The following is a 13,443-nucleotide window of genomic DNA, read 5'->3' as shown; positions in this document are numbered from 1 at the left end:
AATGTCACAGACAAACCGAATTATACAGTAACTGGGTTCCGTTCGGATATTGTAGGCAATGCTTGTAAACCTGCTGCGTTCAGGAAATTCCAAGGCTTGTTATAATGTGGCTGGAAGAAGAAATCGACAAAGGCCAACTGGTCAATGGTCATATGATTTTGAATGGCTACGGATAGCGTGTTAATGGATTGCGTCAAATCCACCTTCGACATAATTTGTGCCCCCAAAATTCTCCGTGTCTCCTGCTCATATACCACTTTCAGTAATACCTTTTCGGAGGTTGGCATAAATTCAGGCCGGTAGCTGTCTTCAATGGTTACAGCTTCTACAGTCATGCCTTCGTCCGTTGCCGCCGCTTCCGTCATGCCTGTTCCTGCAATATTGTCTTCGTAAATTTTGATACCCGAAGTTCCTTGGGTTCCCATGTAGGCAATGGTTGGTTGTACCAGATTACGTGCTACCAGCGTACCCATACGAACTGCGTTGGTTGCCAAAGGGATATAAGCCGTTTTGCCTGTCGGATTATAGCGGATTGCACAGCTGTCACCTGCTGCAAACACGTCCGGGCAGCTACTTTGCATATAGTTATCCACAATGATCGCACCGTTAGGCAACATATCTACCTGACCTTTGAGCAGATCCGTTTGAGGTCGGAAACCGATGCAGAGAATAACAAGCTCTGTTTCATATTCTCCTTTAGAGGTCACGACTTTACTTACCTTACCGTTCGTACCCTCAAAACGACTCACCGTCTCGCCAAGTACCAGCTTAATGCCATGTTCCTTCAGGGAACTTTCAATCCGGTCTGTATACTCATGGTCCAAATACTTATTCAATATACGATCAGCACTGTCGATCAATGTTACATTTTTACCGTTCATTTGGAACGCTTCTACCAGTTCAACACCAATGTATCCTGCTCCGACGACTGTAATGTTCTGTACGTGCTGGGCTTTCTCAATGATATCATTCGAATGATTATAGTTTTTACAGAGCAAAATATGATCAAGTTCAATGCCTTCCAGCTTCGGAATAATGGGCCATGATCCTGTAGTCACAATTAATTTATCAAATGTGTCTGTAAATTCTTCACCTGTTTGGAGATTACGTGCATGCAGCGTCTTGCCTGCCGTATCCACACTCGTTACCTCATGAAGCATCTTGGTCTCTACACCCAAGTCAGCCAGTTGATCTGGAGACGAATAAAACAGTCCGTGCGGATCTTTGACGACACCACCTACGTACAGAGCAATACCACAAGATAAGAATGAAATATTATCATTACGCTCATAAACGGTAATTTCGGCATCTGGATAACATTTAGCTGTATTGACGATAGCTGCCGTGCCTGCGTGTGTACATCCGATAACTGCTACTTTCATGTTAAATTCCTCCTTGGTGTGTGGGCATAAAATGTATAATAATTGTGAATAGTTTCACGTAAACAGCTCGTTTGCGTTTGTGATTTATTTCACTTCATGCGCTTATTATAGTGTGATATTTTTCACATTACAATAGCTTTTTAAGATATTCACAATTTGTCCACATTTAAAAAAGAAAGGATATACGAGTTCAGTCGTTTGCTGAAATGTTTCTTTGCTCCATCCAGTTTTCCCTGTAAGCCTCCTGATTATGCCCTTGGAACCTACCTTCACATGATGCAACACACCTTAGACAAATGCATATGTAGAGAACAAAAAAGGTCCGTTTCCCGGAGACATTCCGGAAATCAGACCCTTTTTAAACATATACGTTGGAATTAAAGCGAAGCTACTATAGCAATTGCTCAATAGCTGCTTTCATCGCTTCTGGTGACTCCTTCGGTTCAAAACGACCCACAGGTACACCTTCACGATTCACAATGAATTTCGTGAAATTCCACTGAATTGTCCCATCTTCCTGTTCTCCAGGTTGTTGCTTTTTTAAATATTCAAACAGAGGCGCTGTATCCGGTCCGTTGACGTCCACTTTGGCGAATATCGGGAAACTAACCCCATAATTCAATTGGCAAAATTCAGCCGCTTCCTCGCTGCTGCCCGGCTCCTGACCGCCAAATTGGTTGCAAGGAAATCCTAATACAACTAATCCCCGATCCTTATATTCGTCATAAAGCTTTTGCAAATCCCCATATTGCGGGGTAAGTCCACATTTACTGGCGGTATTCGCAATAACCAGCACCTTACCGGTGTAAGTATCCAGAGAAACCTCCTGATTCGCTGGTGTTACGGCATTATGTGAATAGACAGACATACAGCATCCTCCTTCGTGTCGCTTGGTTTAGGTTACATAACCTATTTTAACCAAAACGTGACGGACATGCCAACATCCACAGTGACTTTACCGTGATGCCATCACTTCGAGTCTGCGTTCTTCGCGTTCGGAAGCGGACATTTTTGGGCAAGCATAACAATACCGCTGGCCTCCACCTGTCTTGTAATATTGGCAACAGGACGGTTTCATGTAGGTATTTTCACCGGGGCGGTAAGGATTGTCTAATTCAATGAGACGAACCGTAAACGGATTTCTTTTACGCCCGAATACCTCTCCCTCCAGCTCACGTGTCACATACATATAATCTTGTTCAAAGCGCTCCACATCCTGAGGATCAGTCAACGATGGCTGTACTCTATCCTTAAAATACAGCAATGTCAACGGAAACTGTCCCCACATTTGCCCAATAGATGCGCTCCCCACTGCAGCTATTGCCTCCAATATGGGCCGCATCTGCAAACTGTAAAAGTCACGTAACACTTGCTGATCGTGTCCGGAAGAAGGGTCATCCCCATTGTTCCGCGTATTGTCCAGCTCTGTTAGGTCGATGACCTGGAGGCTAATAGAGGGATATTGACCTTCATAACAAATATGAAATCTGAGATTAGAAACGGACAGATCCAAACGGCGTTCACACAGTGACACCATAAAATGCTGTGCAAACACGAGACCACGCAACTGGTTCACAAAATAAACAGCTGCGGTCAAATCGTCTTCAGCACGCAGAAGATCGCTATAGTACTCCATTACAGAGCGGAGCTTCTCTGGTTCAAGCCATTCCGCCACTGGGCCGGAATATACTGCATCCTCCGGCGTGACTCTCACTATTTTCGCTAATTGCTCAAGCTGATTGTAATCCAGTGGTCTCATGGTATGTCCCCTTTAACCTCTTGCCGCTACTTGTGGTCTGGCATCACGTCGCTCGGCAACAGAACCCACGGGTTGCTTCTCTTCCACATTCATTTCCTTTACTGCTTGGCTTACCGCTGGCTGTCCAGCCAAAGCATATGGAAGACAGAGCGGTACACCCGTACGAGGATCTGTTACAATATCCGCCTCAATCCCGAACACCTCGCGCAGCACATCAGGAGACATAACCTCAGTTGGAGTTCCTACCGCCTCGGCCTTCCCTTTTTTGATCGCAATCATATGCTGAGCATACCGGGCCGCATGGTTCAAATCATGTACGACCATAACAATGGTGCGCTCCGCCGAAGTATTCAGATACTCTAGCAAATGCAGCACTTCCAGTTGATGCGCCATATCTAAAAATGTCGTCGGCTCATCCAGAAACAAAATATCCGTATCCTGCGCAAGCGCCATAGCAATCCAAGCACGCTGACGCTGACCGCCAGAAAGCTGATCAATCGGACGATCGTGGAACTCACTCATTCCCGTTACTTGAATGGCCCACTCTACCATTTTGCGATCTTCCGCTTTCATGGAACCAAAGCCTTTTTGATAGGGAAAACGTCCGTAAGATACCAGTTCCGTCACGGTTAATCCTTCCGGTGCAGTCGGATTTTGTGGCAAAATAGCCAGCTGTTTAGCTACTTCCCGGGTGGATTGCTTATGAATGGATTTACCGTCAAGCAGAACACTGCCGCCCTTAGGATTCATGATGCGAGCCATCGTCTTCAGAATGGTGGACTTGCCAGAACCATTTGCGCCCACCAAGGCTGTGATTTTCCCTTGCGGTATTTCTACGTTCAGATCTTCTACAATCAATCGATCTTCATAAGCAATATCCAGATTTGCCGTTTTCAGACGAAACATTTGGAATCATCCCTTTCCCTTATCCAATATATATAGTCACGGGCTTAACGCACGACTTTCATCAAAACTTCATTCTATCTTTATATAATAAAGATATTGATAATCATTATCAAGTGTTAACTGGTTTATTTCCTATATCATACAGTGCATATCATCCAATATTCCCTCAAAAAATTCAAAAAAAGATCACAGCTCCTCGAAGCTGTGATCTTTTAAATCCGGCGAATCGCATTATGACTATACAGAAGACAGTCCAAATGCTTCAGCCATGAGACGTATAGATTTCATTTTGGCATCAAAGTCGTGAATAATGCTCGCAACCATGATCTCCTGTGCATTATAGTCCTTACTTAATTGCTCAATCTGACGCTTCACCTGTTCGGGCGAACCGACCACCATACGTTTGCGATTCTCACGAATACGCATCCGGTCAAACGGCGTATACGGATACGCCAGTGCCTTTTCGACGGAAGGTGTTCCAGCGGAGCGCATTCCCTGCTCTAATAGTACAAGAGACAAGTCCATACTGGAAGCCAACCGATTCGCCTCCTCTTCGGTGTCCGCACAGATCGCAAATACGGCAACAAGCGAACGCGGTTGGTCACTATGCTGGGAAGGCTGGAAGCTTTCCTGGTATTCCTTCATAGCCCCTGTGCCGCCTTCACCATTAATGAACTGCGCAAACGCAAAGCCCACGCCACGCTCGGCTGCCAGACCTGCGCTATCACCGCTGGAGCCGAGCAACCACATTTCCGGTACAGTTTCTATGAGCGGCATCGCCTGTAGCGAACCGAAACGGTGATCATTGCCTGTGCTGTCATGTAAATAAGCTAACAGGTCATCCAACTGCTCAGGGTATAGATCTACGCCACCTCGCATTTTGCCTTCTTGCAGTGCTCTGGTAGCAATGGGCATTCCTCCAGGCGCTCGTCCCAGACCCAGATCAATGCGTCCCGGATACAACCCCTCCAGCACACGAAAGTTTTCCGCTACTTTATAAGCGCTGTAATGAGGCAGCATCACACCACCCGACCCCACTCGAATGGTTGAAGTCCGGGCGGCCAGATGTGAAATCAGTACCTCCGGACTGGACCCTGCAAGATTTGCGGCAGAATGATGCTCTGATACCCAAAAGCGATGATAACCCAAGCGTTCCGCCTCTATAGCAAGCTCAGCGGTCTTTTGTAATGCCTGCGCATGCGTCATGCCTTCCGATACCGGAGATTGGTCAAGAATGCTGAGTTTTATCATAAAAGTCTGACCTTTCTATTTTGGAATAAGGATAGGCATTAATTATAGCACGCGTAGCCACAGTTACCCAAGAGGGGGCCATATCAATTTTATAGTGGAAAATTTTATTTCTCGTAAAGACTTGCGTTCTCTTTATCCGCCTCATAGAGATGCGAACGCTTTTTAAAGAAACTATACAGATGTGTAACGATTACTTTCAAGACAGCATATCCCGGAACCGCCAGTACAATTCCCACCACACCAAACAAATTGCCTGCGGTCAGAATAACGAAGATAATCGTGATCGGATGTACTCGAAGAGATTTGCCCATAATTTGTGGAGAAATAAATTTACCCTCAATGAGCTGTACGACTGTCCATACGATAACCATCTTGAGCAGCATAATCGGTGAGGTGACCAAGGCTACAATTAACGCAGGTGTAATGGCAATGACGGGACCTAAGTAGGGGACAACGCTCGTAAAGGACGCAATGACTGCAAGCGTCAGAGAGTAGTCTAATCCAATGATTAGATAACCAATATACAACAGCGCCCCAATACAGAAGCTGACAATAATCTGCCCACGAATATAGGAACTGACCTGATGGTTCATTTCAGTCATAATGCGATCTGTTTCTTTACGAAACATAGGCGGGAGCATTTTCAGGATAAACTGTGGCAGCTTGTGTCCATCTTTTAGCAAGTAGAACAGAATAAATGGAACCGTGGCAATCGCAAGTACCGTTTCTGTAACCACGCCCAAGAAGCTGCCCACGCCCGTCCATGCATTATTAATAAAGCTAGATAACTTTTCAGAAGCTTTGGAGGCCAGCTCAGATGGATTAATTTGAATGGTGTTCTGGAACTGGTTTACAAAATCGCTGCCGATCAGTTTCTCGAATTGTCGTTGTACTTGCTCGCTATAGGCAGGGAAATTCTGGATAAGCCCCTGTATTTGATCGCGGATTACAGGTACCACCGATGTAACCACAATCGCAATAACTCCTATAATGAGCAAAAACAGTACAATAATGGAGTATATTCGTTTTACCTTGTTACGCTCCAGTACATCAACCAACGGATTGAACAGATAGTACAACACGCCGGATAAAATGACAGGGAGAATTATCGTTTTAAGCAGCACCATGACAGGTGTGAATATGTATGAAATTTTGGTAAGCACCAAGATATTCAAGCCGATCAGCAGCAGTACCAGCAGGAATAACACAAACTTGTTGTTCAGAAAAAACTTCTTGAATCGGTCTTTCCATGCCGGAGTTATTTCCACACCACATTCCCCTTCTCTTTACACAATTGAGTATACGTTCTTCATAGATACGATATATTTTTGGAACAAAATATACAAGGTTATACCCAAATAAACACAAAAGCAAACAAAGTTGTACGTCATCGTACGAACTTCGCTTGCTTTCGAGGGTTATGGAGTATCATTTATCGTGGTTGCAGCATCCACCGTCGTGGTCACAGGTTTGTTCTCCTGTTCAAAAAGATTCTGTATGAAGCGCTTGAGCTTTCTTTCGTCCACACCCAACACCTGCGCACCCTTAATGGTTTCCCCGCGTACCAATTCATTCGGCGGGATTTGCTGCTTCGCTACTGTTGTTGCATCGATATTAAAGCCCAATGAAGCCAATTGCAGCATTTCCGTAGTACTGAGATTCGTTTCAATATAAGGAGAAATGCTATTTAAAATACTTGGCAGTTTAATTAGAGATGAGGTTGACTGAATTTTACCGCCAAGCTCGGTAATGAATTTGCGTTGCCGCTCCGTACGCGTAAAATCGGAAGTCGCATCATGACGGAAGCGCACATATTGCAAGGCTGTTTTACCGTCCATGTGCTGCATTCCCTTTTTCAAATCAATATCAAACTGGTGTTTATCTGCCTTGGAGGTATAGTGCATATCTTTTTCGACATCCAGGTCAATACCACCCACAGAATCAACCAACGCAATAAAGCCATTAAAATCAGTATATACATAATATTGAATCGGTATGCCCAACAGGTCGCTCACGGTCTGTCTGGTCAAATCCGGTCCACCGTAGGAAAAAGCAGCATTCAATCGACTTTGCCCATGACCTGGGATATTGACGTACGTATCACGAAGAATCGACATAAGTGTAGCCTTTTTCGTAACCGGATCAATAGAAGCAACCATAACGGAGTCAGAACGCCCTGAATCCTCTCCACGGGAGTCGCCACCTAGCAGCAGAATATTCACTCTTTCTGTCCCATCCCATTCTGGTGGGAGCGATACCTCTACTGGTTGTACATTGGTTTGAGTTTGTGCCTGCGGTTTGAATTTCGAATCCTGTCCCGAAGCAACCGAAATTTGATTCGTAAAATGATATATAGAATACGTATAATATCCGCCCACTAAAAGAACCGCCGCAGTCACAGAAATGCCTAACCATTTTAAAAATTTTCGCATATTTTCGGGTAACCTCGCTTTTATTCATCATCGTTCGGCTTTTAAAAGCATACCCTCCCTGCAAGTTATCTGTCAATTCGCGTCGTCTGTTCTAGTGGTCGTCCGGATACCATGGATTCAAATGGACAAGCACCTCATAAACCCGCGGTTCCTGCTTCATGACAGCCCCCTTAATCAGTCGGATAATATCGTGTCCCTGCTGAATCGTCAAAGAGGCATCCACTGAAGCGCGGATATCCACGATAATATAATGGCCGTGCTCACGGGCACGGATACGGTCAATACGTTGAACCTCGGCTACACTCAGTGCGGCTGCGGCGTAGCTTTCAATTTCCTCCGTGGCAATCGCTTTTTCCATAAGCACATCTATGGATTCACGGCCCATTTCCCACGCCAATTTCAGAACTAGCAATGCCACTACGAATCCCGCAATAGGGTCGCCGTAAGATAAGATTGAAATGCTCCAGTGCTCCCCAATCAGCCCCAAACCGATACCCAGTACAGCAGCCCCAGAGGCGTACACATCAGCGAGATGATCTTTTGCCGTTGCGATAAGACCCTGACTATTGGCCGCTCTCCCGATACGAATCGTGTAGATATACAACCACTGTTTCCAGAGCAAGGAAATAATGGCGGCCACCAATGCCAGTATATGCTCCTGTGGCATCGGTTCGAACAGTGCTGCAATCGAATGATAGCCGATAAATATGCCCGCTCCAAACAATATGACCGCCACCACGCTTGCACCGATCACTTCTGCTTTGCCGTGACCATAAGGATGATCCTCATCCGGCGGCTGGCTGGATATGCGCATCGCTCCCAGTGCCGTTGCAGAGGCAATCACGTCCCCGGCATTATGCACACCATCGGCCACCAGCACCTTGCTGTTGAACATAAGTCCTGTAATAATTTTAATGCCGGTTAATAGGATGTTGCTAATCAGGCTGATCCATGCTGAGACCATGGCGCGCTTGCCCATATCCTGTTCCTGCATGATGTATAACCCCTCCAAATTTATCTTTTGAAAAATGTATCCTGAACGCTGATCATTTATTTCAAGGTAGCTCCGCTGCTCATGTCATCTTATGGTGCTGCTCCTTCAAGCGGTATGGGTGAAGATTACAATAGCCCCGGAAGATGAGCCTCCCCGGGGCTATTATGATAACCATAGTGGAGTATTCTATGAGAATACTCCTGTTTTATCTATCTGGACCGTCCGCGACGGCCGCCTTGTCCTTGACCACCACGCGGGCCGCCTTTGGCTTGTCCACCGCGGCCACCTTGGCCTCCGCGTGCGGAACCGCCGCTACTGCGGTCATATCCGCCACGCTCGCTGCTTTGCCCTGCCGAGCGGCCTTGGCCTCCGCGTGCGGAACCGCCGCCGCTGCTGCGGTCATATCCGCCACGCTCGCTGCTTTGTCCTGCCGAGCGGCCTTGGCCTCCGCGTGCAGAACCACTGCTGCTGCGGTCATATCCGCCACGCTCGCTGCTTTGTCCTGCCGAGCGGCCTTGGCCTCCGCGTGCAGAACCACTGCTGCTGCGGTCATATCCGCCACGCTCGCTGCTGCCGCGGCTAGAACGACGTTCGCCGCCTGTGGCATCACGACGACCCGCCTGTTCGCGACCGCTGCCCCGGCGTCCGCCGCCGGAGTCGTTGCCGCCGTAGGAACGGCGGTCGTTTCTGCCCGAACGGCGTTCTCGACCCTGTCGATCAGCCGTATCGGAAGCAGGTCTACGCTGTCCGCCGCCCTCACTGCTGGTGAATGTGACACCAGCAACTTTCTGGATGTTCCGAAGCTCTGGAACATCTCTTGGCGTAGCGAGCGTCACTGCCACGCCTTTGCCTCCGGCACGGCCGGTACGCCCGATGCGGTGGATGTAGCTTTCGGCATCCTGTGGCATGTCATAGTTAAAGACATGCGTGACGCCTTCTACATCCAGGCCGCGCGCAGCTACATCAGTCGCTACGAGCAATTGGAGTTTCGCTTCCCGGAACGCCTTCATCACTTGCTCCCGCTTGTTCTGGGACAAATCTCCGTGAAGCTCACCGCTCTCAAAGCCCATCTCTTGCAGCTCTTCGTTCAGTTTGGCAGCCCGGCGCTTCGTACGGCAGAAAATAACAGCCAAGTACGGGCGATCCGTATTCAGCATATCCACCAATGCCTGTTGCTTACCACGGTCTGTTGTTTGCACAACGACCTGACGGATTTGGCTCACCGGAACGGAAGAAGCGGATTTCACTTTGACATCTACGGGTTCGTTCATATATACACGAGCCAGCTTGCGAATACCGGCTGGCATCGTAGCGGAAAACAGCATCGTCTGTCTCCGGTAAGGAACCTCCTGAAGAATCGTCTCCACATCGTTCAAAAAGCCCATGTGTAACATTTGGTCGGCTTCGTCCAGGACCAGCATTTTAATGCCACCCAGATCCAGCGTGCCACGTCTCAGGTGATCCAGCAGTCGCCCAGGTGTACCAATAATCAGTTGTGCGCCGCCTTTCAGTTTACGAAGCTGACGCTCTACGTCCTGTCCTCCATAAACAGCCAGTAATGACAAGCTTGGCTCTGTAGCGGCCAACGTGTTCGCTGCCTCTGTAATCTGGAGCGCCAGCTCACGCGTCGGTGCAATCACGAGCGCTTGTGGATGACGCTTGTCCAAATTCATTTTTTGCAAAATGGGTAGTAAGAACGCAATCGTCTTCCCGGTTCCCGTATGTGCCTCGGCGATAACATCCTGACCTTCCATCAACAGTGGAATCGACTCCTGCTGTACAGGAGTTGGGGATGAAATTCCCTGTTCTTTCAAGGCTTCTACCCAATGCTGCTCTACGCCTAATGCTGCAAAATTCTTCAAGTGGTATTCACTTCCCTTATCTGTATTCAATATGTGTCACGTAAAATAGGTTCATGTGCCATATGACATCTATCGTTCCATAGTTCAGAATTCCCATTTTTGTATCGGTTCTCATTCTACCCTTTTCAGGAAGGGAGCTTATCCGTTATCGTTGAATCTGTTCATGTAACCAACATACGGCCGCAATGCGGCTCAGGCCCGTTCCATCTATGACTTTCCTAGTATACGCGAAGTTGAACTGGTTTCCAAACGATTTTAATGAACAGTACCACAGTCAATGTAAAAGGTGAATTCGATCTTCATGTCATATATTATGGTATATGAATTGGTAATTCATGAATAAAGGATGGATGCTTGTGGTTAACAACCTGCATTATAATTTCATAATGACCGGTTCCTTGTCGGAGAAGCACACTTTGTTTGCCGAAGAGTGCTTTACTAACCTGTTCGATTGTTTTGAAACGCTCCTGAATATATCAGGAATCCGCAATACCCGTGTGTCAGTCTATCAAGCCGGGGCTAAAAAGGCCAAACACGGTAAGATTCGCTGGGACAAGCAGGAGTTGCTTCGTATTGTTACCGATGATGAATTGATTCCGCTGATGCTAGCTATCGAGGCTCCCAGTATCAAATCATCCTATAACAAAGGGACAACGCCGGAAGTGTACATTCTTTTGTCCAATGACCCCCTGTGCCAATCTTCTAATCATTGCGGCATGCTCGTTTCAATCCGTCAGGACGTTTATGAAAGTATCGACCAAGCAATCGTCGAAGACGTTATGATGAAGCTGAGCCAGTGGTTAAAGGCAAACAAGCTGCTACACAGCTCGCGTAACTTTTATGCTGGCAGTAAAGCACGCGCTATTATGGATATTCTTCCATTTATGCTCGAACAGGATACCCCGGATATGAAGTATGTTTTTCAAACGTGGACTCCGTTCCCTTTACCACACACTTAAACAATCCGTCATACCATTAACCCCAGGAGGCTGCAATTTATGCAAATTCAAGTTCAAAAGGTTGAAAAAAAAGAGAACGAATATCTCATTCATTATCAAGCCGGGGGAGCGTTGCCGTTCGTTCCGCATGATATTGTTCTGATCCATGGCAAACAGTATTTTATAGGGACGATTTTGAAAGTAGAGCCGGAACAAGCCCTTGTACGTATCAATCCAGAATATGAAGACCAACTGGCAGGGTCCATCGGACTGGAACTGGCTTTCTCTCCAACCGTTTCTATTCAAGGAGCAGACAGCATTGTCGAGAAGCTCGGCTATTTCCCTCCCTTTCATTATGACCGAATTACAGCTGCTAATATGACGAAAGACCAGATTACGCTGACGATTGAGCTATCCTACGCTAGCGTGCTTGTCCCTAAATCACCGGATCTGGAGCCTTCGGCTGAGGCACCTGTAATCCCTGAAGCTCCAGTAAAAGACGTCCCACGCTATGCAGTGACTTTTACATTTCTGGAAACCAAAGAGCATGTATTAATTCCTGTAGAAACAGAAAACATCATCTTGCAGCTTGATTTCCGCTATGAAGAAGCAGACATGGTCGTTGATATCGATGCCTTGTCGGGACTGTCAGGTAGCTTTCTGTGCAGAGGTATCCGCGCAGAGATTAAGGAGCTGAATGAATAAACAGGAGGCTCGCGAGCTGTTACGTTGTCATTCTTTTATTCACGATGATCTGGAGCATCCCAAAATGCAAAACGGATTTCTAGGGATGCTCCGCCCCTTTCAGGGAGAACTGATCGAGGACAACTTCCATGAACTGATGACCATCATTGAAGTTCTCGCAGATGAGTTGGAGAAACCATCCGTAGAACGGGAGCTGATTGCCGCTCTGTGGGGGATATGTCAATATACACGGGCATGGGCATTGTATCCTGATAGTATGCTGCAGCGAAACAACCTGCTGACCGTAGAGCAGATCAACACCCTCGACGATTGGATTGATACGATCTCCTATGCGGTTATGGTGCTGCTGGAGGGTGGCGGACGGGAAGAAGCTTTATCGAACTACAGACATGAGAGTTGATCCGCAGTGATACATATATCTTAGTCAAGGAGGCCGCTTGTGCACTGCTTCGCGCACATAAAAGCATGCCTTTCGCACAACATGCTCTGAAGCAATTATCGCAGCATGAGAATTCGGTGCATCTGCCAAACGGGAGCTGTCCACATAATCGACAACCAAAGGAGAATCACTCTACTTATGCGTGTAAGAATATTTATATTCATATTGATTATCGGGATTATATGTGTGCCTGCCTATTTCATCATGAGCAGCTTTGGATTATTTCAAAATGAAAAGGTGCTTTTACATTACAAGCTTGCCATTGAGGTAAAGGATAAAAAGTATGATGCCTGGCCTTTAATCAGCAGCTATACCGCTATAGATAAAAAAGGGGACAATCGTCAGCTCTACTATCAGGCGGAGGGCTCAGGCATAGAGTATCTGTTTCAACTGGCGTATGGACAATATGAACTCCGACCCTCCAAGGAAAATCCTTTTCTGGACGGGGGAGTCCACTACACCATGGACCATCCTGAGTATGTGCGTGAGGAAAAGCAGTATGAGAATGCTAACGACTACACGGAATTAACCCATTATTACAATCAGCAGGAACAGATTATTTATACCTATAATCCCAAAGCCAAGCTCGATAAAACATACGTCCGTTCCATCATCACCGCTGGGATGACTCGCACGACCGGTAGATCAAGCCGTGCGGTAAAGGATGACTATATCAATATCAGTAAGCTGTTTAAGGACAAGCTGGGAGTGAATGTGAAGGTAGATGTGGATGAGGACAACAAAATCGTCACCCTATCCATGACATGATCTCACA

Annotated in this window: 13 protein-coding genes; 4 read left to right on the top strand and 9 right to left on the bottom strand. The window is 46.9% G+C overall.

What is annotated here, in order from left to right; all coding sequences use genetic code 11:
• Positions 1-20: 20 nt before the first annotated feature.
• The 9 genes from MHB54_RS15265 to MHB54_RS15225 form a co-directional block, all read right to left on the bottom strand.
• Positions 21-1,382 carry an FAD-dependent oxidoreductase gene (locus MHB54_RS15265; RefSeq protein ID WP_013312369.1) on the bottom strand — a complete coding sequence of 454 codons (1,362 nt, stop codon included), beginning with the start codon at positions 1,380-1,382 and terminating at the stop codon, positions 21-23.
• Positions 1,383-1,773: 391 nt separating this feature from the next.
• On the bottom strand, positions 1,774-2,250 hold the full coding sequence (locus MHB54_RS15260) for a glutathione peroxidase (protein ID WP_023990749.1): 477 nt from the start codon (positions 2,248-2,250) through the stop codon (positions 1,774-1,776).
• A gap of 87 nt (positions 2,251-2,337) precedes the next feature.
• Complete coding sequence (locus MHB54_RS15255) at positions 2,338-3,141, bottom strand: hypothetical protein (protein WP_264454436.1); 804 nt, start codon at positions 3,139-3,141, stop codon at positions 2,338-2,340.
• Between the two features lie 12 nt (positions 3,142-3,153).
• Positions 3,154-4,047 (bottom strand): ABC transporter ATP-binding protein, encoded by an 894-nt coding sequence (locus tag MHB54_RS15250; RefSeq protein WP_023990751.1) that lies wholly within the window; start codon positions 4,045-4,047, stop codon positions 3,154-3,156.
• Between the two features lie 237 nt (positions 4,048-4,284).
• Positions 4,285-5,298, bottom strand: coding sequence for an LLM class flavin-dependent oxidoreductase (locus tag MHB54_RS15245; RefSeq protein ID WP_028540726.1), 1,014 nt, complete (start codon positions 5,296-5,298; stop codon positions 4,285-4,287).
• A gap of 104 nt (positions 5,299-5,402) precedes the next feature.
• Positions 5,403-6,566: an AI-2E family transporter gene (locus MHB54_RS15240; RefSeq protein WP_023990752.1), complete on the bottom strand. Its 1,164-nt coding sequence runs from the start codon at positions 6,564-6,566 to the stop codon at positions 5,403-5,405.
• 150 nt (positions 6,567-6,716) lie between these two features.
• Complete coding sequence (locus MHB54_RS15235; RefSeq protein ID WP_013312376.1) at positions 6,717-7,730, bottom strand: LCP family protein; 1,014 nt, start codon at positions 7,728-7,730, stop codon at positions 6,717-6,719.
• A 91-nt stretch (positions 7,731-7,821) separates the two neighbouring features.
• Positions 7,822-8,724 carry a cation diffusion facilitator family transporter gene (locus tag MHB54_RS15230; RefSeq protein WP_023990753.1) on the bottom strand — a complete coding sequence of 301 codons (903 nt, stop codon included), beginning with the start codon at positions 8,722-8,724 and terminating at the stop codon, positions 7,822-7,824.
• 209 nt (positions 8,725-8,933) lie between these two features.
• Positions 8,934-10,586: a DEAD/DEAH box helicase gene (locus MHB54_RS15225; RefSeq protein ID WP_340981698.1), complete on the bottom strand. Its 1,653-nt coding sequence runs from the start codon at positions 10,584-10,586 to the stop codon at positions 8,934-8,936.
• 350 nt (positions 10,587-10,936) lie between these two features.
• Between MHB54_RS15225 and MHB54_RS15220 the strand changes: the two genes are divergently transcribed.
• From MHB54_RS15220 to MHB54_RS15205, 4 genes are all read left to right on the top strand, one after another.
• Complete coding sequence (locus MHB54_RS15220) at positions 10,937-11,545, top strand: hypothetical protein (RefSeq protein WP_235322476.1); 609 nt, start codon at positions 10,937-10,939, stop codon at positions 11,543-11,545.
• Positions 11,546-11,584: 39 nt separating this feature from the next.
• Complete coding sequence (locus MHB54_RS15215) at positions 11,585-12,229, top strand: immunity 50 family protein (RefSeq protein ID WP_264454434.1); 645 nt, start codon at positions 11,585-11,587, stop codon at positions 12,227-12,229.
• The gene (locus MHB54_RS15210) at positions 12,222-12,629 is read left to right on the top strand and encodes a hypothetical protein (protein ID WP_053326289.1); all 408 of its coding nucleotides are present in this window, start codon (positions 12,222-12,224) and stop codon (positions 12,627-12,629) included. Before MHB54_RS15215 ends, MHB54_RS15210 begins: the two co-directional genes overlap by 8 nt.
• Positions 12,630-12,806: 177 nt before the next feature.
• A complete protein-coding gene (locus tag MHB54_RS15205) occupies positions 12,807-13,436 on the top strand; it encodes a hypothetical protein (RefSeq protein WP_053326290.1) in 630 nt (209 codons plus the stop codon).
• Positions 13,437-13,443 lie beyond the last annotated feature (7 nt).

This window comes from Paenibacillus sp. FSL M7-0802 (genome assembly GCF_038004945.1).
Classification (GTDB): domain Bacteria; phylum Bacillota; class Bacilli; order Paenibacillales; family Paenibacillaceae; genus Paenibacillus; species Paenibacillus polymyxa_B.
This window is presented reverse-complemented; position numbering and strand designations above follow the sequence as displayed.

Coding starts and splice junctions, on each gene's coding strand:
- MHB54_RS15250 (WP_023990751.1), bottom strand. CDS start 4,047: ATGTTTCGTCTGAAAACGGCAAATCTGGATATTGCTTATGAAGATCGA.
- MHB54_RS15230 (WP_023990753.1), bottom strand. CDS start 8,724: ATGCAGGAACAGGATATGGGCAAGCGCGCCATGGTCTCAGCATGGATC.
- MHB54_RS15205 (WP_053326290.1), top strand. CDS start 12,807: ATGCGTGTAAGAATATTTATATTCATATTGATTATCGGGATTATATGT.
- MHB54_RS15215 (WP_264454434.1), top strand. CDS start 11,585: ATGCAAATTCAAGTTCAAAAGGTTGAAAAAAAAGAGAACGAATATCTC.
- MHB54_RS15260 (WP_023990749.1), bottom strand. CDS start 2,250: ATGTCTGTCTATTCACATAATGCCGTAACACCAGCGAATCAGGAGGTT.
- MHB54_RS15255 (WP_264454436.1), bottom strand. CDS start 3,141: ATGAGACCACTGGATTACAATCAGCTTGAGCAATTAGCGAAAATAGTG.
- MHB54_RS15265 (WP_013312369.1), bottom strand. CDS start 1,382: ATGAAAGTAGCAGTTATCGGATGTACACACGCAGGCACGGCAGCTATC.
- MHB54_RS15210 (WP_053326289.1), top strand. CDS start 12,222: ATGAATAAACAGGAGGCTCGCGAGCTGTTACGTTGTCATTCTTTTATT.
- MHB54_RS15245 (WP_028540726.1), bottom strand. CDS start 5,298: ATGATAAAACTCAGCATTCTTGACCAATCTCCGGTATCGGAAGGCATG.
- MHB54_RS15220 (WP_235322476.1), top strand. CDS start 10,937: ATGCTTGTGGTTAACAACCTGCATTATAATTTCATAATGACCGGTTCC.
- MHB54_RS15235 (WP_013312376.1), bottom strand. CDS start 7,730: ATGCGAAAATTTTTAAAATGGTTAGGCATTTCTGTGACTGCGGCGGTT.